Source organism: Vibrio sp. 10N.247.311.49 (genome assembly GCF_041467655.1).
In the GTDB taxonomy this organism is placed as follows: domain Bacteria; phylum Pseudomonadota; class Gammaproteobacteria; order Enterobacterales; family Vibrionaceae; genus Vibrio; species Vibrio crassostreae_C.
In genome coordinates this window covers 101,855-122,946 of sequence record NZ_JBFSVA010000014.1, presented here as the reverse complement: position 1 = coordinate 122,946, position 21,092 = coordinate 101,855, and the positions used below count along the sequence as shown (strand labels likewise).

Genomic DNA, 21,092 nt, shown 5'->3' with positions numbered 1-21,092 from the left:
ACATTGTCTCGCCCTTCAATGGGTTGATGCATACAGAAAGCCCCGCATGAAAATGCGGGGCTTTTTTTGTCTTTTCTCTCATTCGGATTAAGTCTAACGGCTATTTTTCTTCGAAACGCTTTGCCAGTTGGTAGAACTCATTGACTCGTTCTTTTAGCTCTGTGGAGTGGTCTTTCACAGAATGCGTTGCCACTAAGTTTTGTTCTGCGGTCGAGGCGATAGACTGCATATGCAGATTGACTTCACTCGACAGCTCACGTTGCTTATGAGCGGAACTTTCAACAGACTGCATGAGTTCATTCATGGATTGCATTAGGTTTTCGACTTCCGACAAGCGCTCTGCACTCACCTTCGCAACATCACCACATGCGTCCGTTTGCTTACGGTTCGCCAGAATATCTTTTTGCCACCCTTCAATCGTCGTTAGCATGGTATCGATGCTCTCTTTGATCTGAACCGTAGCCTTTGAGGTTCGACCCGACAATGCACGGACTTCGTCGGCAACAACGGCAAAGCCTCGTCCTTGCTCGCCCGCTCTCGCCGCTTCAATCGCAGCGTTCAGGGCCAACAAGTTGGTTTGTTCGGCGATTCCACCAATCTCTTCCATTATCTTGCTTACGCTCTGCGCTTGATCGCTCAGTTGGTAAGTCGTTTGAGTCGCCTTTTCAGCCTGAGAAGCTAGGCTCTCTAAGTTTTGATGAGTTTGATTAATGCTTTCTTTAGCGCCAGCACAGGTTTGCAAAGTCACATCAACAATCTGGTGCGCTTCTTCTGTGCGAGAAGAGACCTCATTGGCGGTGACTTCAACCTCTTCAGTCGCCTCTCGTACTTGAAGAATGTCTTTTGTTTGTTGATCTAAGGCTTCTGATACTTCAAATGACGTCGCATTTAGGTTGTCAGCCAAATCTTGTAACGGCTTGGCTGAGTCTGTCATGCGACCTAATACGGTGTGGATTCTTGCAGACAATAGTTTTAAGTGAAAATCGGCAATAGAGAACTGACTATTACCTGAATAAACAAGACGACTAACACTATCGAATTTAGATTGCAGCTTTTTCAACTGCAGTGGAGTATCAATCAGCTCTTGTCGGAAAAGCAGTGCTAATGCTGAAACAGGAAGTAGGCTCAACAACCATTGTGATACTTGCCCTACTTCAATGAGATTTGAAATTAACGGCGCAGCCAAAGAGCCTAGCAACACGGCGTAACGAACACTGTCACTGATCTTTAATGACCATTGGCGACCCGACTTTTCAGCCTTCAAGAGGCCTTGGTAAGCCTTATCTGCAACTTGTATCCATTCATTCTTTGGCTTAACACGAACAGATTGGTAGCCACTCACCTTACCATTGTCGTAAATTGGAGTTACATAAGCATCGACCCAGTAAAACCCACCAGATTTGGTTTTGTTTTTTACGATGCCACGCCAAGCTTTACCTTGCTTTAGGTTAACCCACATATCAGCAAAAGCGGCTTTCGGCATATCGTTATGCCTTACGATATTGTGGTGTTGCCCTAGCAATTCTTGTTGGCTGTATTCCGCTATGCGACAAAAAGTATCATTACTGTACGTAATCACGCCTTTTAAATCAGTGGTAGAGACAAGTTGTTCGTTTTCGCTGAGAAGCGTTTCACGAGATTGAGTAGATGAGCTGACAGTCATTATATTAACTTAGGTTAATTATTATTTTAGGCGAGGAATATATACAATTATTAAAGTTATGACAAAATGTGAACGTCACATTTTGTGTAAATGCCTGCTATTTATACAAATATTAGCTAAGTACCTCACAAAGCTAATAACTTCACTATCTTCTCATGCCAACAGTCACGACTCATCTAAGTTTACGGCAGTGGTAAATTTCACGGTTCTCATTGAGACAGAGGTATGGAATTTACGAATATTCAGATCTTTGCGTAGTACTCGCTCCACAAAGTCTTCGTAGGCTTGAATGTCTTTGACCGTCACAATCAGCATGAAATCAAAGCTGCCTGATATCTGATAGCACTGCGTGACCTCTTCTGCCTTTGAAATAGAATGGCGAAAGATTTGGTAAATATCCCCTCGATCACGCTCCATTTCCACGGACACAACCAAAGTCATCTTACTGCCGGTCAGTTCTGGATTAATGATGGACACACCACCGACAATCACGCTCTCTTCTCTCAGCCGTTTCACTCGCTTTAAGCAAGCAGGCGGTGACAACCCGACCAGCTCTGCTATTGTTAAATTTCACGTCATTGAAACACTGAAAGTTACTCTCAATACCCTAATTATTGATATTTTGAGTAAAAATAATTTGAGCATGGGTATTTACTAATGACTCAGTTATTACATGCGTATTTTAAAACACCGATAATAAAAAATTATCTTATTAGTTAGAACCCAACGCCTTGTATAAAGCGCCCTCCAGAATAATAACCACGACCTAATCAATGTTATTAAACATCCAAACTATCAACTATTCATTCAACAAAACCCATTAAATAACTGACAATAGAATAAATAACACTCCTTGTTTTATATTAACTCTAAATGTTGAAACCGGAACGAATAATTAATTGTAATAATTATCCATTTGATTGGTAAATTTTATAAATATATTTTGTTACATAATCAAAACTGATGGCTTGATATAATAATGTCACACAAAACAATGGCTTTAATGGTTCTAATTTTTTCCTCACTGTCACAGGCTTCCACTATTGAGAACGACGAACTATTACTGAAGTCATTGATTAAACGAGGTGTTATCTGTTCAGGCTTAACCTATGAGGAAAATCAAGAAGCTTTGCGTATCTATCTCAACGCTAAAAAAGTGAAGAGCACCCCGTTTGATTCAAAAAATAGAAAAGAGACAACCAATACAAAAGAGATAGAAAGTAAAAAACATACAACAAACACACGTCAGTTAAATAAGGCACCACAAGAGTGTATTAGGCCAAACTCGGACAACAGATCCGAATAAGGCAAGTTGATACTGATATCGACATGGAAATATAAAAAGGAAATATAATGAAAATGATGAGAAGAACATTGTTGGCTTCAGCAATGCTTACTCTATTTAGCGTCAGTGGTTATGCAAAAACACCTATTGATTTAGGCGTAGTTAATGAAGACAAACTCATTGAAATGCTAGTTAGACAAGGCTTAGTCGACCAAGATGCAACCGATGTGGCAAAGCAGGATGCGCTTGACCGTTACTTGAAAAATAAAATCAATTCCGGTTTCAAAGGCGATGCTCAATTCGGAAAAAAAGCACTTGAGCAACGCGCAAAAATACTCAAAGCCATAGAAAAAGGGTCTGGCGTTAAAAAAGCGAGTGTCTTTGCTTTAGAAGTCGGCACCAAGCGCACCGATAAAGTACTCGCTCTATTGGTCGATTTCCCTGATTTGAACTGGGATGACAACAAGTTGACCGAAGAGCACACGCAGATGCTCTACGAGAGCTACAGCCCTGAACATTATCAAGAGTTGTTGTTTTCAAATTCTGGCTACACAGGGCCAAATGGCGAAAACCTAATCTCGATGCGCCAATATTACCAAAGCGAATCAGGCGACAGTTACAGCGTTGCAGGTCAAGCGGCAGGTTGGTATCGCGCCTCTAAGCCTGCGTCATTCTATGGTGGCAACTCCCCTACCACCGACAACGACCTAAACGCCCAAGAACTGGTTCGTGAAGCGCTGAATCAACTGGCTCAAGATCCGAGTATCAACCTTGCCGATTACGACATCGAAGATCGTTACGATTACGACGGTGACGGAAATTTCCGCGAACCCGATGGTGTGATTGACCACCTGATGGTGTTTCATGCATCGGTAGGCGAAGAAGCCGGTGGTGGCGTGTTAGGCCCTGATGCGATTTGGTCTCACCGATTCAACCTTGGTCGCACTCATGTACTGGAAGGTACTTCTAGCTCGCTTCCAGATCGATTTGGTGGCCAATACGCGGCGTTCGATTACACCATTCAACCGATTGATGCGGCTGCAGGTGTTTGTGCCCACGAATATGGTCATGATTTAGGCTTACCAGACGAGTATGACACGCAATACACAGGCAGAGGCGAACCGGTTTCTTACTGGTCAATCATGTCTTCGGGCAGTTGGGCTGGTCAAATTGGTGGTACACAACCAACGGCATTCAGCTCTTGGGCAAAACACTTCCTACAGAAATCGATTGGCGGACGTTGGGTTAACGATGATCAGCTCTCGATTGATGACCTAGAAGACAATCCACAAGTGTATACGCTGTTCCAAACAACGGATAACAGTCGTCCTAACATGATCAAAGTGGATCTTCCTGAAAAGCAGATTGAAAGTCTGAAACCCTTTGAGGGCGAGTATTCATTCCACTCTCAAAAAGGCGATGATCTGAAAAACAGTATGACTCGCAAGTTGATGATCCCAGCGGGTGATTCTGCACTGCTGTCTTTCAAAACTTGGTATGAGATTGAAAAAGACTACGACTTTGCGCGCGTGCTAATCAACGGACAAGCCATTGCAGGAAACATTACCTCAATGGACGATCCATACAACACGGACCTCGTTCCTGCTATTGGCGGCGAATCTGGCGGATGGGTCGACGCTGAGTTCGACGTTTCACAATGGGCAGGCCAAGAAGTGGAACTGTCTTTTGAATACATCACCGATGGCGGCTTAGCAATGGAAGGCTTCTATTTAGATAACCTTGCTGTTGTTGTCGATGGTGAAGTGACCTCAATAGACGATGGTGAAAGCAACTCCACCTTCGCCCTTAATGGTTACAAGCTGAGTAATGGATTCTATCAAGCGCAGCACTACTATCTATTGCAATGGCGCAGCCACATGGATGTTGATAAAGGCCTAGCGAACATCAAACGCATGGGACAACTGATCTCATTCGACCCTGGCTTGATCATTTGGTACGTCGACGAATCACTAACCGACAACTGGGTAGGTAAACACCCTGGTGAAGGTTGGTTAGGCGTGGTCGATGCAGACCAAAATGCCATGGTGTGGGCAAACTCTGGTGAAGCGGCTCAAACACGCTACCAAGTTCGAGACGCAGCGTTTTCACTCAAAGATCATACTCCAATGCGTCTTGTAAACAGCGACAACGATGTACTCGAAGATACCAGTTTGGTTGGCAATGCTAGCTTCTCGGATGACCAAGATTACACATCGCCTCAAGCACCAGATTCAGGACGCATCCTGACGGAGTTTGGTTTAGCGGTCGATATTGTGAATCAGAGTGATAACAACGAATACGGTGTGGTTCGCTTATCTAAAGTAAGCCAACACAACATCGTTCCTACTGCGAACTTCGAGCTTAATGTGACTGGTCTGACTGTTTCTGCAAACAACTTCAGCTCAGACCAAGACGGTGAGATCGCCCGTTACCTATGGGACTTTGGGAACGGCACAACAAGTAACGAAGTGGCACCAACTTGGTCTTACGAGCAAGCGGGCGAATACACGGTGAACTTGACTGTTGTCGACGACAAAGGCGCTACCGCTTCATTTAGCTCCGTAGTGAGTGTTGAATCTCCAAACGCCCTTCCAGAAGCGAGCGCGAAGTACATTCACTTGGGCCGCTGGGTAACCATGTGGTCTACAAGTTCAGACAGCGATGGTCGTATTGTTGATACCGAGTGGACACTTCCAAACGGAAAGGTGAAACGAGGTCGCACATTCACGTCAATCTTCCCTTCATACGGAAAGCACGAGGTGACACTGAAGATAATCGATGACCAAGGTGGGATTACCACTAAGACAATTTTGGTCGACCTGTAAATCATCGCTGGCTCTGTCATGCGTATTTACAACACAAGCTTAAGTACTGTTGTCACAGGATATAAGCCACGACAGCAGTTTTAAGAAAACGTTATTATTTAAGCCGTAAGCAAAGGCCCTACCGATTTGGTAGGGCTTTTTATTGGTCGCAGTTCGAGATACTAGGGTTTTAATCACAGTAACAAATTTACTGAACCACCATTCGATGAGCCATTACACAGGCTGCTTTTGAATACGCGATTTACGAGCACTGAATGCGAACAGCAAGATAACAGCTAACACGAATGGTAATACGTAGATATTGAGGTTCTGCCACCCTGCTGTCGATTCTAGCCAGCCAGAGAGCATCGCTGTAATCGTCACACAGCCAAAGACAATAAATTCATTAAACGCTTGTGCCTTAGCTTTATTCTGCGATTGGTAGGACTGACTAAACAAACCTGTTGCCGCGATAAACATAAAGTTCCAACCGACACCAAGCACAACTAGAGCCGCTCTGAAGTGCCAGATAGATTCGCCATGAATGTTAATCGCGATACAGACGACGAACAGAACCCCGCCTGCCAAGATCATCATTCTTGAGCCAAACTTCTCGATAAGTGAACCAGTAAAGAATGCAGGAACAAACATCCCCAATACGTGCCACTCAATGACGCCCGCTGCTTTGGTAAAGTCAAAGCCACAACCAATCATTGCCAATGGCGTTGCTGTCATCAGGATATTCATCACCGCATAAGCGACCATGGCAGCAAACACTGCGCCAATAAAGTTAGGCGCTTTTACTATCACACTGAGAGGATCGGATTTAGGTGCCTGACTATTAAAAGAGACTTTTGGAAACTGAATTGTTTGTAAGATGAGTAACGCAAGAATGTTCAATCCAATCAAAGAAGCAAAAGCACCAATGTACAAGCCATCTTGCGACCACTGTTGCGACATAATCGCCAAATTTGGTCCTAATACCGCGGCTAAAACGCCACCAGCCATCGAGATAGAGATCGCTCGGTGACGGGCATTTTCATCACACACCTCGATTGCAGCAAAACGATAAAGCGTGCCAAAACCTATGCCTATCCCAAGTAAGAACGTAGCGAAACAAAACAAATAGAAATGTTGTTGAGACAGTGCGTAGGTGGCAAGACTAGCTCCTGTAATGCCAACCACATTACCAATGCTAAATCCTCGCTTTCTCCCTAACTTGCCTGAAATTAAAGATGCTGGAATAGTGGCTGCCATTAAACCCAAAAACTGCAGTGCAACCGGCAAGGTGATCATGCTGACACTGGGTGCAATCTGCTTACCGATCAAACCAATCACAGAGATCAGTAATATGTTACCCGTCATCAACAAGGCCTGACACAGTGAAAGCAGCCAAACATTTCTATTCATCTTCGTTCCTAAATATGAGCACAGTTGGTCAATAGACCAAAAATCCAACAAAGTCGCAACACTTTGTTACTCATAGCAACTCTACAAAGCGACCAATAGACCAATATAAAGTGCTACCACCACATGACTTTGATTAGCGTTACTTAAGACGCTAGAGTTGAAATTATCATTACTTAAGATAATAATAATTTTCTGTTATTGATAGGCTTTAGTATTTGAAGGTGAGTATGATTAATCCACTTTGGCTCAATACGTTTAAGACTCTGGTTGAAGTTGGCCATTTCACCCAAACGGCAGAAAAGTTGTATATGACACAACCTGGAGTCAGCCAACACATCAAGAAGCTTGAACAAGCTTGTAATTGTGACCTGCTATCTCGAGAAAACAAGAGCTTCGAACTGACCGAACAGGGTCGGATTATGTATCGCTATGCGATCAAACTAGAGAAAGACCAAGAAGATCTTTTTGAGTCTCTGAGTTTTGATAACCCTTATGCTGGGCAATGTCACTTGTCTTGCTCTGGCTCACTCTCTTTGCGTCTGTATCCCAAGCTTCTTGAACTTCAACAGCAACACCAAGAGCTCAGCATTAACTTAGAAGCCGCTCCAAACAAAAAGATATTGAATGACCTAAGCGAAGGCACTACCGATATCGGCATTGTTAGGCATTCCCCGAACGACAGCTACTACCAAAGCCAAGTCATCGGCAAAGAAGCACTGTGTCTTATTGTTCACCACAGCCTTGCTGATTTAGAGATAACGCCGCAAGTATTGAATGACATTGGCCTGATTGCCCACCCAGATTCTGCACACTATCTGTCTTTGTATTTCGACCTTTGCGGAGATAAAGACTTAGCGAACATCAACGTTAATGAGATACCAAGATCTGGCTACATCAATCAGCTTCACCAGATCTTGCTACCCGTATCAAAAGGATTAGGTTTTACCGTGTTACCGGCTGGCGCGGTTGAACACTTCCCAGATAGAGACAAGCTACACGTTGTGCCGCCAAAGGTAGAAGTAGAGGAAACGCTGTATCTGGTTCAAAAACGAAACCGAAAACTGCCGCACCGATACGATACGGTTGTTGAGCTAATCAAACAGAACGTGAGTCGTTAGTTCGGTATAGATAGATTTAAAGCCTTTAGCTAGCTCGGTATTTCGCTATAAGAGCTAAAGGCTTTAATGTTGAAGTGATATTTATAAAAGACAACTACTCAGAAGCGCCAAGCCCCTCTTTTGCTCGTTCAAAGTCATAATTATCTAACGCACTTCGAACATCTTTGAGAACAACAGAATGTGGATACTGTGCCAGTAACTCAGTCACATATTGAGTTGCATCGTTATCATAAGCATCCAGCAGTGATAGCAACTGAGCATGCTGTTCTGACGTGATGCTCGGTGAATCAGAGGTATCAGCAAGACTCGCATCGGCTTCTTCAGTACTTGTCGTATTGAATCCCCCAACACCAGACACATCAAAGCTGATCTCAACTGCTTTAATCAGTTCGATTAACCCAAGTTCGCCTTGCTTAAGATCTGCTTCATCACACGCCTTGTTATGCGCTTTGCTTTCTAAATCACTGAGTAACTCTGCCAATCGCAATCCACCAATCGAAGCTGCCATGCTTTTTAAGGTATGTAGATTACGCTCTGACGTCTCCCAGTCGCCTTGTACTAAGTTATCAAAAGCATCCGACATAATGTCTGGCGATCCTTGGCAGAACCTATCAAGCATTTTGGCTTGCAGCTTCACATCATGATAAGTCAGTTGCTCAAACCTCGACTGAGAGAAAACAGGCGGCTCAATTTGGGGATCGGAGTGCAATTCCGCACTCTCACCAGAATCACCTGTCTGGATCGCATCTGAAGAGGTGTCTGATGGCGCTCGACCTTCAACTAAGACCTCAGGAACAATGTATCGAGTAATCAAAGACATCGCTTTATCAATAACAATAGGCTTATCCAAGAAGTCCGTGATGCCCGACGCCCTCGCTGGTTGTTTCGCATCAGCAAAAACATTGGCTGACATTGCAATAATCGGTACATCTATATCGAATTCACGAATCAAACGGGTAGCTTCAAAGCCGTCCATAATCGGCATTTGAAGATCCATGAAGATTATTTCGTAGTCGTTGTTTTTAGCTAACTCCAGCGCTTCCTTTCCGTTTTCAGCAAGATCGGCATTTAATTTAGAGCGACTGAAAAATGCTAAGGCGAGATCTTGGTTCAGCTCATTGTCTTCAACCAATAGCACTCTTTGCCCTTTGAACTCTATCTGATAATCCAGTTGCAACTCTTGAGCTTTGAAGTCGGCTAACGCATCCGAGCTTGAGCGTGGCAATGTCAGTACAAAGGAGAACTCACTGCCTTGCCCGTAAACACTCTCCACCGTAATTTGACTGCCCATCGCATGCACTAATTTCTGGCTAATGTTGAGTCCAAGCCCTGTACCGCCAAACCGACGTGTCGTTGTGGTATCCGCTTGGCTAAAGGCTTCAAACAGCTTGTGACGGTTCCCATCCGAGATGCCTATCCCGGTATCCATCACACTCACCTTCATGGTTAGACTGCTATCGTTCGAGTCAACATGCTCCACCGTTAACGCTACGCTGCCTTTTTCCGTAAACTTAATCGCGTTACCCACAAGGTTGAGTATGACTTGGAACAACCTCAATGGATCGCCTTGCAATGGCGTGTCTAACTCAGAGTCTATGACCATCGACAAATTGAGCTGCTTCTCAGCCGCTTTCGACTCCATCAGCTCAATCACATCTTTAAAGGTCGTTACGGGATCAAACGGGACGTTATCAATAACAAGTTGTCCAGCTTCTATCTTTGAGAAATCAAGGATGTCATTGATGATACCGAGTAACGAATGGCCAGAACGGTGCACTTTCTCAATATAATTTCGAGCGACAGGATTAGATATTTCGCCAATCGCCAGATAAGACAAGCCAATAATGGCGTTCATTGGGGTTCTTATCTCATGGCTCATATTGGCTAAGAATTCCGATTTAGCTTGGCTCGCCAAATCGGCTCTCTGTTTCTCTTCTTCCAATTGTTCGTTAAGGCGCTTCATTTCTGAAATATCGAATGCCCAAAATAGTGTGGCGACTTCACCATCAATCTCAAAAAGATAGTAACTGACCAAAGCAACAAATCGGGTTCCATCAGACTTTCTGAGTACTAACTCCCTATTTTCAACTTTACCGTTAAGGTCGAGCTCTTCATGCACGCCATCACGAACGCTCAGCGAGTCATGGATAGCGGCAACGTCGATAGAAGACAACGCCTGATCTTCCACGCCAAACAAACGTTTTGCCGTATCGTTCGCGTAACGAACCTCTTCTTCAAATACCACGCTGGCTGCAATTGGAGAGCTATTTAGCATGTTGTAGAGTTGGTTCTGCGCCTTTTCCAGAGCTTCGGTTGCTTCCTTAGCAATACTGATCTGCTTAGTTAATTTACGATTCCAGAAAATAATAAGAAGAAGGATCACCAGAGAGAACACCGAAATGGTGTAAACCAATTGATAATTAACTCTTTCTATCGCTTTTGGCGCCGCCCATTTTGCAGAGATCTTTTGATGTTCTTCAGCAGAAATACTCTCAATCGCCTTATTCACAATCGAATAAAGCAAAGGTTCAGATTTGATGACATGCAGAGTTGGCGACAGGAAGAAGTCTAACCGGCCGATGATACCAACCCCTCGATGACCAAATGAATCAATGAGGTAATTGAGGACATCAACAGTGTCGACCATGCCGTCTAAGGTTTTATCATCCAATCGGTTGAGCCCATCGGCCGTGGATTCTACCTCTACCCACTCAACGTTCGGGTACTTATCTAAAATCGCGTTAGTATTTGCCGCATTCTTCAATATACCGATTTTCCAACCATCAGCTTCTTCAAGTACCAAGCTACTAACGTCTCTTCTCGATGCAATGGCCAAACGACTTGAAAACAAGCTTTTAGCTGCTTTGACGTTATCTCCTAACGAACGATTCTCTTGAGCTGCTGAGACCAGTTCCACTTCATGATGATCAACCAAGCTTCGGGTCTCAGACCAATTCGCCACGTCAACATGCTGAATACTTAGCCCTGTTTTTTGTTCAATCAGCGTTAGATAATCATCAATCATCCCGATGTATTCACCGGTATTGGATACCGCTTCATAAGGTAACGAATTCGGATCGATACCTATACGTACATCCGGATTATCTTTAATCCACGCCCTCTCTTTTTGGCTTAGATTTAGGATCTCTCCAGTCAAGTTACTCGCTTGATAAACATCCGTAATATAGCGTTTCGCCGCATCTCCGAATGAACTAAATTGTTCGACAGATGGAAAATAAACATGGTTCCGCACTAACGAATTAACATCAAAGTAGAAAGTCATCGAACCAGAGTTGATACTCCCTCCCTTGGTCCTATAATTCGCCACCTTGGTGACTGATGAAAAGTGAGAGGTATTTTTCTTCTCTCCATATTGATCAACTAGGTTGCCTATGTACCAAGATTTGATCGGGCGACTATTGTTATCCGCTTGTGCGGTGATCATCTGAAAAGAACTGTCCGTGTCGAAAATTTCAAACACTTCCGTCAACTCTTCAAAGCGGTCGTTGACGATAAAATACGCAGATATTTGCGCGATAATATTCGCTTTTTTAAGGACTAGGCTTAAATCACTCTGAACCTGCATCTCGATAATTTGGTTTAAGCCGTCATCCTCCTGTTTAAGCCTTTTAATTGCGGCATTGAAGCTATCTCTGATTTCTTCACTCTTAAAGTCCACATAGATCGGATACTCAACTTTATACTCGTCATGTAGCGTTAGCTCTGCCATTTCAATAAAACGAGTATTGGTGATAAACCACTCTAGCACTCTTCGTTCAACCATTAGCAGGTCAACATTTTGAGCCCTCAACTGCGAGAATGCTGATTCAAGATCTTCGTAATCTTCAACACGATCAATGTCTAACTTACTCTTCAGAACTTCAACAGAGTTTTTAATTGAGGATGTTTCGTCGAACAATAACGCCCCTAATGATAGGTCTTTTTGGGATTGAAGTTGGAGTTTGCGGCGAGTTAGTGAAACAGGAACAAACTCAATATTAAGAACGTTATCACTTAAAAAGTGCGCATTAGGATCATCAAACTGAACACCAGAAACAAAGGCTATAGAATTATTGTTATCGATGGCTTTTTTAGCGGCGCTAGGTGGAAGTGTGACAACGTCACCTAGTTTATATCCCATGTCATTCAGTGCACGCTGAAGAATGTCGTGCTCTAGCCCGACTGCGGTGCTGTCTGGGTAAATATACGGAGGGTTACCAAAGCCAAACACGCCTTTTAGCGGCACTCGATAGGGGGAACTGTCTAGCCACTTCGATAAAATCTGGTTCTTGTTATCAACGTCGAAGGTTTCAATCTGTTTGTTGATTAGCGTCAGCAGTTCTGGTTCATCGGTTCGAATCACCATTGATGCTTCAAACCTTTTCCAATGCTCCAGAACATAATTTACCGCTAAATCATGAACGCCAATCTTTTTCGCAAGATCCATAGTGGTGATAGGTTCACCGACCATGCCTTCGACATCCCCGGCCCCTAACGCACGTACTGCATCAATAACGTTATCAAAATTCACTCGCTCAATAGAACTCAATTTGACACCGGCTCGCTCCAAATCGATATTTTCATTAACCATCGCAATACGGCGTTTATTATTTTGATCTAGGTTTCCATCGAGTTTGTTGTCGATGGGAACAATCACTGCGACCTGATAAGGAATATAGGGAGCACTCGCAAGAAAACGGCCACCTTCACTTGGGTCGAACTGTTGGAATGGAAATACATCGCCTCGCCCGTCGACTAACGCGGCTTTAGCCTCGACACGCGAGTTAACTGTGACAAACCGAACATGAACACCAAAACGCTGTTCAAGATCTAATGTCCAATCTTTGATGATCCCAGAAACCTGCCCATCATCATCGATGAATGAGTAAGGATAATGGTTGGCCAAGACAACAAAAGTTACCGTTGGTTGGTTTCCCAACCACTGATTTAACTCAGTATCTGTTACCTCAGCAGCATTCGTAGATCGCATTAGCAGCGACCACACCACAAGTGTAATGACCAGAAAAACAACCAAACGATTTAGCGACAACATCAAGCCATCACTCATCTCTAAATTTCTCTTTAATTGCTAGAATCTCAGGTAACTTCAGAAAAAACACATCAACGATAGTTGGATCAAAATGTTTGCCTTTCTGTTCTTCAAACAAGTTCAGCGCCTCATCAATACTCCAAGCTTTTTTATAAGGGCGCTCTGCGGTCAGGGCATCAAACACATCAGCCACAGCAGCAATTCTGCCAACCAGTGGGATATCTTCCCCTGCCACTTGACTCGGGTAACCAGAGCCGTCCCATTTCTCATGGTGATACTGCGCCACTTGAATCGCCATGCGCATCAGTTTTGAATCACTTTGCTGCCCTAAAATCTCCACACCATACTCGACGTGCTTCTGCATGATCGCCCACTCTTCCGCATCGAGTTTTCCGGGCTTAAGCAACACGTTATCAGGGATACCTATCTTACCAATATCGTGCATTGGCGCCGCGTCACGGAGCGTTTCGGCATCTTCGTCAGTCATGCCCAACGCCTTGCCTAGCACCTCACAGTAGTGGCTCATGCGCTTAACGTGCATACCCGTTTCGTTGTCTTTAAATTCCGCTGCTCTCCCTAAGATATTGAGCGTCTCAAGTTTACCTAGGTTGATCTCGACGGTTTTGTCTTTCACTTGATGGAACAGCGCTCGTTGTTGGTCATACAACGCGATGTGGGTTTTGACACGCTGGAGCGCGATTTCAGGCGTAATTGGTTTCGTTAGGTAATCGACAGCACCTAAAGACAAGCCTTTCACTTCGGCTTCTGGACCAATTGTGGCGGTCACGAAAATGATAGGAATGTGAGCCGTATTCGGCTGAGCTTTAAGTTGGCGGCAAACCTCGTAACCATCAATGTCAGGCATCATGATATCAAGGAGGATAAGGTCTGGCTGCGGCACCATCTTCGCAATCTTGATACCAATGGCGCCGTTAATCGCCACTTTCACTTGATAGGTATCTTTGAGTATTGCCGTTAACACATCCAAGTTACTTGGGGTGTCATCCACGACTAACACTATGGGTTTCCGACTCATTGATACCTCGTATACAAATCAAACAGTTATAACCATAGTGTAGAACGGTTTTCAGAGGTTAAGCAGAAAAAAAGCAATTGATTTTCAAAAATGAAGAGTAGATCTGTGAGTGACTTCAAACTGGCGTTATTAGAAGTACGACCAGTCAATATTACGTCAGTTAAGTTATTATTATACAAGGGGAATTACCTTTGCATTGCAACATTTCACTAACAACACAGATACTATCCGAAAACAAAAAGAGCTCCTCATATGGGAGCTCTTTTCGTTCAACGGCTAGAAAGCAAAACAACCGAGTTATTCAGTAATCTAACGACCAGAATAATACATACAGATTCGAACACCATCGAACTCACGAATCTCAAATGGGATCTCGTAGATAGACTCCATCACTGATTTTTCAACCACTTCCGAAACCTTACCCGACTTAACCACTTTGCCTTTCTTCATCGCAACAATGTTATCTGAGTAACAAGAAGCGAAGTTGATGTCATGAATCACGATAACGACCGCTTTATTGAACTCATGCGCTAAACGACGCAACGTCTGCATAATTTCGACCGAGTGTTTAATATCAAGATTGTTCAGAGGCTCATCTAAGAACACATAATCCGTATCTTGCGCCACAACCATCGCGATAAACGCCATTTGACGCTGACCGCCACTCAACTCATCAAGGTATTTGTTTTGGATGTCAGTAATGCCAAGGTGTTCTAGTGCTGTATCGACGATCTTATGATCTTCGTCTTTCAAGCGACCTTGAGAGTGTGGGAAGCGACCAAAACAGACCAACTCACGAATCGTAAATCGCATATTGATGTTGTTTGATTGTCTTAACACGGCAAGGTGCTTAGCTAGCTCTTTGGTATCCCACTCAGCCAGTAACTTATCGCCAATGACCACTTCACCTGCGTCACTGTCGGTTAAGCGGCTCGCCATTGAAAGCAGTGTACTTTTACCCGCACCATTTGGGCCAATGATAGAAGTCACTTCGCCTTTCGGGAACATAGCACTGGCATCATCCACCACGAGTGACTTGCCATACTTCTTAATTAAACCTGTTAATTTAATCACTACTTACTACCTTTACTGAATTCTGGTGCGTAACAACAAGAACATAAAATACAAACCACCGACCAAGTTAATGATCACACTCACTGTGGTTTCAAACGCCATTACTTTTTCGATAAACCATTGGCCTGAAACCAATAGAACGACCGCTAACAAACTGCTTGCGATGATAAGCACACGATGTTGATAAGATTTGAATATCTGACGAGCTAAGCTCACGGTGATTAAACCAAAGAACAGCACTGGGCCAACCAAAGCAGTCGATACCGCGACCATCACTGACACAATCACCAAGGTAATCTGAGTCAGTCGTTTGGTGTTCACACCCAAGCTTGTTGCGTTATCAACACCAAGCCAAAGTACATCAAGCTTAGGCGCTAACAACCAAAGGCCAAGCAAGCTCAAACCCAAAGGAATAAGGCTGAGGTAAACCAACTCGCCTTTCACGTTATTGAAACTTGCGAACATCACATTCTGCAGCACCGCGAACTCGTTCGGGTCAATCAACATCGCCAAGAAGTTAGACAAACTCGAGAATACGCTGCCACATACGATGCCTATCAACAGCAGTGTGAATACGTTGTTTCGCTTGCTCTTAAAGTAGAAATGGAACAAAGCAAACGAGAACAAGATCATCACAGTTACAGACATCGAAAAGTTTGCGATTGAATCAATCACCCAGAAACTGGTACTGCCAAACACAAACAGAAGTACCGTTTGAACCAGCATATACAAGCTATCAAAGCCCAAGATGGATGGGGTTAAAATTCGATTATTAGTAATGGTTTGGAACACCAATGACGATGCAGAAATCGCCACCGCCGCCAACACAATTGACAGTAGTTTAGGTAGTCGCAGAGACAAGAAGAACTCGTAGTTATCCCACGTCAGCCCCTGCCCGATGAATAGCGCTGTCATACCCAAAGACGCGATAGCCAGAATCGCAATTTTTACTGAATCACGCATTCGACTTGTCTCTCATGATTAGGTAAATAAAAATCATGCCACCAAAGATGCTGATTACCATCGAGATTGGAATCTCATAAGGGAAGATGACGATTCGAGCTAGCAGGTCACAAGCCAACACCAAGATCACCCCCCAGTAGGCAGTCCAAGGCAGAATCTTCTTCATGTTATCGCCCATCATCAGCGACACGATATTCGGCACGATAAGGCCAAGGAATGGGATAACACCAACGATCATCACCACAGAGGAGGCACTGATAGCCACTAACGCAACACCAATGAAGACGATCTTCTGATAATTCAAACCGATGTTTTTCGCGAAGCTCTCACCGATGCTCGCCGCACTGAACTGGCTCGCGAAATAGTAAGCCAATACACAAGCAGGCACCGCGAGATAAAGGATTTCATAGCTGCCCTGCAACACGCTCGCAAAGTTCGCCATAGTCCATGCCGACATGGTTTGTACTAAGTCGTACTTATAAGCAATAAAGGTTGTTAGAGACGAAACAACGTTGCCATACATAATGCCAATCAAAGGCACCAATACCGCGTTCTTAAACTTGAGGTGTTGTAGGAAGCGAACCAATAGCATGGTGCCAAACACTGCAAACGCGAAGATAAAGCCTAAGTAGCTCCATTGCGCAGCATTGCCTAGCACTAGAATGCCGACAATGTAACCCAACATCGCACAGTCAATGGTGCCCATCGTCGAAGGCGCGGCAAACTTGTTCTGTACGATTTGCTGCATGATCAAGCCAGAAACACTCAATCCCGCTCCGGCAAGCACGATCGCGAGTAGTCGAGGGATCCGACTAACAATATAAATAGAGTTGGCGTGTTGGTTGCCATTGAAAAAGTCACTAAAACTGATTTCAGCGACTCCAATCATCAATGACGCAACGCATAACACAACAAGAAATACAGCAGCTGCAATGGGTTTCAACATAGAAATAATACTAAAGGTAGGTCTCGGGTAGCCCGTATAAAAAAGTGAAAAAGGGCTTATAAGAACACTCTTATAAGCCCGAAAATCTGATGGTTAGTAACTATTGAATCGTACGTTCAATGTCACTAATCATTCTGTGAATCGCCGTCACACCGCCACCAGCCAGATACCAAGCACTTGAATCAAGGTAAACGATATTGCCGTGCTGCGCTGCAGGTGTTGCCGCAACCAGTGGGTTATCAAACAGTTGTTGAGCGCGACCTTCTGATTTGCCAATCGCTTTTTCGCGGTCAAGCACGTAAAGCACTTCCGGTTTTGCATCAGCAATGTATTCAAAAGAGATTAGGTTGCCGTGTGTTCCTTTGATCGGAGCCACAGTTGCACTCTTTGATTCCACGAAACCAAAGTCATCAAAGATGATTGAGAAACGGCTGCCTTTGTTGAACATCGCAATGTTGTTACCGTTGTTCATTAGCATCATTGCTGAAGTTTCGTCAGACGCTACTTTGTCGTTTACCGCTGTGATAGAAGCTTGAGTCTCTTTAATGATCGCTTCGACTTCAGCTTGCTTACCAAAGATGTCGCCTAGCACACGCCAGTTTTGCTGAGCATCAGCCCAGTACTTGTCGCCTTCAATAGAAAACATGACAGTAGGAGCAATTTGTGCCAGTTTGTCGTAAACCTTAAGCATGCGGTTTTCCGCGATGATGATGTCAGGCTTCAACATGTAGATAGCTTCAAAATCAGGTTCGCTTAAAGAGCCTGTATTTGCCGTCGTATCTTTGTACGAAGCTAGGTAATCAGGCAGCAAGCTATGAGGCGCGCCAACTGGCTGTACACCAATTTTATCGAGCACGTCTAAGCTACCGTGGCCTAGAACCACCACTCGCTGTGGTACTTCAGTAAACTGCGCTGTGCCTTTCACATGCTCAATGGTGACGGTTTCCGCATGCGCGGTCATCATGAATGATGATGCTAGAACGATGGCAAGCCCGCTCAATAACTGGCGAACTGAATTGATTGTTTTCTTCATGTTTCTTCCTTTGCCATTGATACAAACCACCACTCATGACAATGAAAGTCACATTACTCATAGACGAGCATGGGGCGTACACAACTGCTAAATAACGATAATTTAAAGTCTGTCATTGGATTGACAACAAACCTGTAACGCAAGTGAGAACTATTATCAATTATATTTGCACTAAATTGGCGATACAACAACTTTATTATTCAGAAATGTAAAAGTGAGTATTCATATTTTGCGTAGTCAGGAGAGGTATTAGGAATCAGAAATATCAAAAAGACGCGAAGAGGAAAATACTCATCAACCTGAAGAAAAAAACAGATGGGGAAAGCACCCAAAAACCCTGTAATTACAACGCTGAACCCCAAAATAATGGATTGTAATTTACAATGTAAAGATCATATACAACAGAGACTTAATCATCACCAAATTAGCTGATCAATTAAACCCACTAATGACAACGAATACGAACAGCTGAAAAGCCAAGACTCAGTCAGATATCATGGTCAAATCCCTGACCTTCGCTCATTTAACCTTCAGTAACCGATGATAAATCACCCAAAAATATTTTTGAATTTAATTGAAAATAGGGTTGTAATTTTGAAAACTAGGCGTATAGTTCGCCACCTGGCTCTAATCTATAGAGCTGTTAATGCTAAAGTAAGTCCAAGTTCCACATAGACAGTTCTCGATTCCCTCGTTACACCATCTCTGCGTCAGCTTTCACCCAGATAGTCATTCAATAGCTTTTAAATTCGATCCTACTACCGATCTATCGTCATTTGCTCTTTTGTCAGCGAAGTCAGAATAGATCGAGCACTTAAATACAAATGTAATAAACACAAGGCACAGTTATGTCACGCAGAACAACACGACAAACCCATTGGTACCAACTATCACGCGAAAAAACAGTCAATAAACTAAAAGGTAATAAATGCTCAAGATTAAAATAGATTTACACAAAGAAGAGATTTCATGGGTCACCGAGATTCGACAGCTCAATAGCGATATACTCCACCGCCACATATTGCCCAAGCTACAACATCACAGCTATCTCATCGACTTTGAATTTAATGAACGAGAAAGCATCGGAACTATCGTTTCAGGCAACGGAAACACCCTAGGACATTTCACACTCCTATAGCATTTCCCAAAGGCTACAAAAGAAACACCATCTAGTCCCAAAGATGTAAAAGATGTCACCCTCAATTCGCTCTAGCAGAACAAAATAGAGTAGAAGTAAAACAGATCTGAAACCTAGCCCTTTTTGCATTTCACACGCGGCTAACGCTAGCTAGGTTATCGTACTTCTATTGAAACCAACTTATATCAAACTCTAAATCACCATTGAGTCATTATCAGTGCATTCATGGACTAATAAGTTAACGGCATCGACCTTAACTTCTGATCAAGAGTATATAAGTGTTCTGCAGCTTGCATGTGTTGAGGGTAATCACTGAACTTCTCACGATTCTCCTCATTCATCTTACATGTCTCATCCACCAGCATTAACTTCCAATACAGCTTCGTTGTATGCAACATCGCCAGTAACGGTTTGAACACCTCTTTCTCATAAGCTTGAATCAACTCTTCAATCAACTCGTCACGTTCGTCTTCGCTTGCGATTGAACCCTCGGTTGCCGACAACACTTTTTGATACTTCAGGTTTTGTTGCAGCTTATCCATGACCGTTTGGTTTTCTTCCGCTAAGTCAACAAGCTTCGACTTAATGATGTTTACCCAATTCGCTTGGCTCAGTACTGTGTCATCAACGCTGGTAAAGTCTTCTCGTATTTGTCGTTCAACGTCTTTTTGAGCTTTCTTTAAAACCGCACGCACCTTTTGGAAAGGCAACTGATACTCCTTACTTAGCTCGATAATCAGTTTATGAAAACCACCGTTTGGAAGGTGTAAGTTTTCCTTAAACGTCGCCATTGCAGCTTCTTGCTGTTCGGTAAGGTGAGTCATTCTGTTTCCTATTCTTTATCACTTATGGTGCTGAGCCCGCGATCATACCATTATTACCCTCGTTTTTTCGGTAACTTGATCAGTTACACCTCGCTATGCCGTTAAATTCTCTCAGCCCTTTCTCTTTTGGCTAGTTATTAACCCACTTGGCATAAAATGGTAAATCTCTATCGGCGAAAGTTCGTACATTACGCGCTCAGGGGATATCGCCAGACAGGAGTCGTTACTTACATATGAAAGACAAGCGCGAGAAATGAGAAAACAGATGACCTATTCAGAATACAAAGAATCCGATTTGCATAAATGCTTGAGCATTGCGGCTGAAGCGATGACCTCAATCGCCAAGTTTGCTTTTAAAGCCACTACCCTTATCTTTCGCCTTTTACGTTGGCTTGCAGTAAAAACTTACACCTATATCATGAAGTAACCGTTGGTATTGCCACAACCTCCCTTTCAAAACTGAACGACGGCCTAGACCCAAGCCTCAAAGAAGCTCCTGTCGGCCCAATCTCAAACAATCGCACGATTGAAACGGGTGCGATGATTAAGATCGACAAAAACACGGTTCAAATGGATATCGTCTATACCTCTGGTGAAACAGGAACGCTTACCGGAATCAAAGATGGTCAAAACGTTAGCTACTATATGGATGGTCAGATCGTGTCGCAAACGACTATCGAAAAGCTAGAAAAGATACAAGGCACTGAGGCCTAAGATTCCTAGGCCACACAAAATTAAAGCTCAAAGC

Annotated in this window: 13 protein-coding genes and 2 pseudogenes; 5 read left to right on the top strand and 10 right to left on the bottom strand. The window is 43.6% G+C overall.

What is annotated here, in order from left to right:
- Positions 1-100: 100 nt before the first annotated feature.
- Entirely contained in the window at positions 101-1,663 is a 1,563-nt protein-coding gene (locus tag AB6E54_RS14880; protein WP_372106364.1) for a methyl-accepting chemotaxis protein, read from the bottom strand.
- Positions 1,664-1,828: 165 nt separating this feature from the next.
- Positions 1,829-2,233: pseudogene (locus tag AB6E54_RS14875) on the bottom strand (Lrp/AsnC family transcriptional regulator); the annotation flags it as partial.
- A 409-nt stretch (positions 2,234-2,642) separates the two neighbouring features.
- Between AB6E54_RS14875 and AB6E54_RS14870 the strand changes: the two are divergent.
- Both AB6E54_RS14870 and AB6E54_RS14865 read left to right on the top strand, forming a co-directional pair.
- Positions 2,643-2,969 (top strand): hypothetical protein, encoded by a 327-nt coding sequence (locus tag AB6E54_RS14870; RefSeq protein ID WP_065585093.1) that lies wholly within the window; start codon positions 2,643-2,645, stop codon positions 2,967-2,969.
- A 47-nt stretch (positions 2,970-3,016) separates the two neighbouring features.
- A complete protein-coding gene (locus tag AB6E54_RS14865; RefSeq protein ID WP_372106363.1) occupies positions 3,017-5,773 on the top strand; it encodes an immune inhibitor A domain-containing protein in 2,757 nt (918 codons plus the stop codon).
- Positions 5,774-5,986: 213 nt separating this feature from the next.
- Here the strand turns inward: AB6E54_RS14865 and AB6E54_RS14860 are convergent, their stop codons facing one another.
- Positions 5,987-7,162 (bottom strand): MFS transporter, encoded by a 1,176-nt coding sequence (locus AB6E54_RS14860; protein ID WP_017061890.1) that lies wholly within the window; start codon positions 7,160-7,162, stop codon positions 5,987-5,989.
- A gap of 227 nt (positions 7,163-7,389) precedes the next feature.
- On the opposite strand from AB6E54_RS14860, the gene AB6E54_RS14855 reads away from it, so the two are divergent.
- On the top strand, positions 7,390-8,280 hold the full coding sequence (locus tag AB6E54_RS14855) for a LysR family transcriptional regulator (RefSeq protein ID WP_017061891.1): 891 nt from the start codon (positions 7,390-7,392) through the stop codon (positions 8,278-8,280).
- A 94-nt stretch (positions 8,281-8,374) separates the two neighbouring features.
- Here AB6E54_RS14855 and AB6E54_RS14850 read toward each other — a convergent pair whose 3' ends face one another.
- The 6 genes from AB6E54_RS14850 to AB6E54_RS14825 form a co-directional block, all read right to left on the bottom strand.
- Positions 8,375-13,270, bottom strand: a complete 4,896-nt coding sequence (locus AB6E54_RS14850) for an ATP-binding protein (RefSeq protein WP_372106361.1) — start codon at positions 13,268-13,270, stop codon at positions 8,375-8,377.
- A 70-nt stretch (positions 13,271-13,340) separates the two neighbouring features.
- Entirely contained in the window at positions 13,341-14,366 is a 1,026-nt protein-coding gene (locus tag AB6E54_RS14845; RefSeq protein WP_372106359.1) for an HD-GYP domain-containing protein, read from the bottom strand.
- A gap of 309 nt (positions 14,367-14,675) precedes the next feature.
- Positions 14,676-15,440, bottom strand: a complete 765-nt coding sequence (locus AB6E54_RS14840; protein WP_372106357.1) for an ABC transporter ATP-binding protein — start codon at positions 15,438-15,440, stop codon at positions 14,676-14,678.
- A gap of 12 nt (positions 15,441-15,452) precedes the next feature.
- Complete coding sequence (locus tag AB6E54_RS14835) at positions 15,453-16,403, bottom strand: iron chelate uptake ABC transporter family permease subunit (RefSeq protein WP_065585088.1); 951 nt, start codon at positions 16,401-16,403, stop codon at positions 15,453-15,455.
- Complete coding sequence (locus AB6E54_RS14830; protein ID WP_017061896.1) at positions 16,396-17,349, bottom strand: ABC transporter permease; 954 nt, start codon at positions 17,347-17,349, stop codon at positions 16,396-16,398. The genes AB6E54_RS14835 and AB6E54_RS14830 overlap by 8 nt, the downstream gene beginning before the upstream one ends.
- Before the next feature lie 100 nt (positions 17,350-17,449).
- Positions 17,450-18,382, bottom strand: coding sequence for a siderophore ABC transporter substrate-binding protein (locus tag AB6E54_RS14825; RefSeq protein WP_017066720.1), 933 nt, complete (start codon positions 18,380-18,382; stop codon positions 17,450-17,452).
- Between the two features lie 928 nt (positions 18,383-19,310).
- On the opposite strand from AB6E54_RS14825, the gene AB6E54_RS14820 reads away from it, so the two are divergent.
- A complete protein-coding gene (locus AB6E54_RS14820) occupies positions 19,311-19,520 on the top strand; it encodes a hypothetical protein (RefSeq protein ID WP_004731601.1) in 210 nt (69 codons plus the stop codon).
- Between the two features lie 230 nt (positions 19,521-19,750).
- Here AB6E54_RS14820 and AB6E54_RS14815 read toward each other — a convergent pair whose 3' ends face one another.
- Positions 19,751-20,344 (bottom strand): hypothetical protein, encoded by a 594-nt coding sequence (locus AB6E54_RS14815; protein ID WP_017061898.1) that lies wholly within the window; start codon positions 20,342-20,344, stop codon positions 19,751-19,753.
- 456 nt (positions 20,345-20,800) lie between these two features.
- Here AB6E54_RS14815 and AB6E54_RS14810 point away from each other — a divergent pair.
- Positions 20,801-21,058: pseudogene (locus AB6E54_RS14810) on the top strand (hypothetical protein); the annotation flags it as partial.
- Positions 21,059-21,092: the final 34 nt, after the last annotated feature.